2 protein-coding genes are annotated in these 1417 nt (G+C 63.9%); one reads left to right on the top strand and one right to left on the bottom strand.

The window, feature by feature from the left end:
• On the top strand, positions 1 to 316 hold a 316-nt coding region (locus AC097L_RS24325; RefSeq protein ID WP_479589295.1), incomplete at its 5' end, for a BON domain-containing protein.
• A 135-nt stretch (positions 317 to 451) separates the two neighbouring features.
• Here the strand turns inward: AC097L_RS24325 and AC097L_RS24330 are convergent.
• Positions 452 to 1366 carry an NAD(P)-dependent oxidoreductase gene (locus AC097L_RS24330; RefSeq protein WP_479589296.1) on the bottom strand — a complete coding sequence of 305 codons (915 nt, stop codon included), beginning with the start codon at positions 1364 to 1366 and terminating at the stop codon, positions 452 to 454.
• Between the last annotated feature and the right edge of the window lie 51 nt (positions 1367 to 1417).

Here is a 1417-nt window from a genome sequence, read left to right on the forward strand (position 1 = left end):
GCTGAAGGTGGAGAACGTGCGCTCGGTGGTGAACGAGGTGGCGGTGCTCGGCCCGTCGTCGCTGTCGCAGCGCTCGTCCGACACCCTGGTGACCGGCAAGGTCAAGGCCACGCTGGTGGATGCCAAGGATGTGCAGTCCAATACCTTCAAGGTGATCACCGAGCGCGGCACGGTCTACCTGATGGGTCGCGTCTCGATGCGCGAAGCCAACCGCGTCACCGACCTGGCCCGCAGCGTCAGCGGCGTGCAAAGGGTGGTGCGGGTGTTTGACATTCTGAGCGAGGAAGAGCTGAAAAGCCTCTCCACCGTGAAATAGGGCTCACCCCCAGGCTACAGCGCAAGCGCTTTCCGCCAACCCCCTTGGCAAGGGGGCAACACCAGCAGCCTGGCAAAGCCAGTTCTGCGGTGTTTCTGGAAAAGAGGGGTGTTTTGAACGTGGGGTGGTGGTGACTTAGCGGAGTCGCTTGATCAGGCTGGAGGTGTCCCAGCGCTGGCCGCCCATTTGCTGCACGTCGGCATAAAACTGGTCTACCAGGGCGGTGACCGGCAGGCGCGCACCGTTGCGCTTGGCCTCGTCCAGCACCAGGCCCAGGTCTTTGCGCATCCAGTCCACGGCAAAGCCAAAGTCGAACTGGTCGGCCACCATGGTTTTGCCGCGGTTGTCCATCTGCCAGCTTTGGGCCGCGCCCTTGCCAATCACTTCCAGCACCTGCACGATGTCCAGCCCGGCGCGCTGGCCAAAGGCCACGGCTTCGCTCAGGCCTTGCACCAGCCCGGCGATGCAGATCTGGTTCACCATCTTGGCCAACTGGCCTGCGCCGCTGTCGCCCACCCGGGTGCAGGCCTTTGAGAACGCCATGGCCGTGGGGGCGATCGCATCGAAGGCCGCCGCATCGCCGCCACACATCACCGTCAGCAAGCCGTTTTGCGCGCCCGCCTGGCCGCCCGATACCGGCGCGTCGATGAAGCGCAGGCCCAGGGTGCGTGCCGCTCCATCCAGCTCACGGGCGACCTCGGCCGAGGCCGTGGTGTGGTCCACAAAAATTGCGCCCGGCTCCATGCCCGCAAAAGCCCCGTCGGCCCCCAGCGTGACCGAGCGCAGGTCGGTATCGTTGCCCACGCAGCAAAACACGATGTCGGCCCCCCGTGCAGCCAGGCGCGGGGTTTCAGCATGTTTTGGGGCTCCAGCGCTTATGTATTCAGCGCAGAAAGCTATGGATTTAGTAGCGGTGCGGTTGTAGACGGTCACCGAGTGCCCCGCCAGCGCCAGGTGCGCCGCCATCGGGTAGCCCATGACACCCAGGCCGAGAAATGCGACTTTTTTAGGAGGAACGGAAGTGTAGGTTTTGGGGTTGGTGCTTGGAATAGGAATCAAGAGGGGGAGGGTGTCAGACGATCGCGAAATGCTCAGTCCCGG

This window comes from Rhodoferax sp. RT5P35 (genome assembly GCF_056521385.1).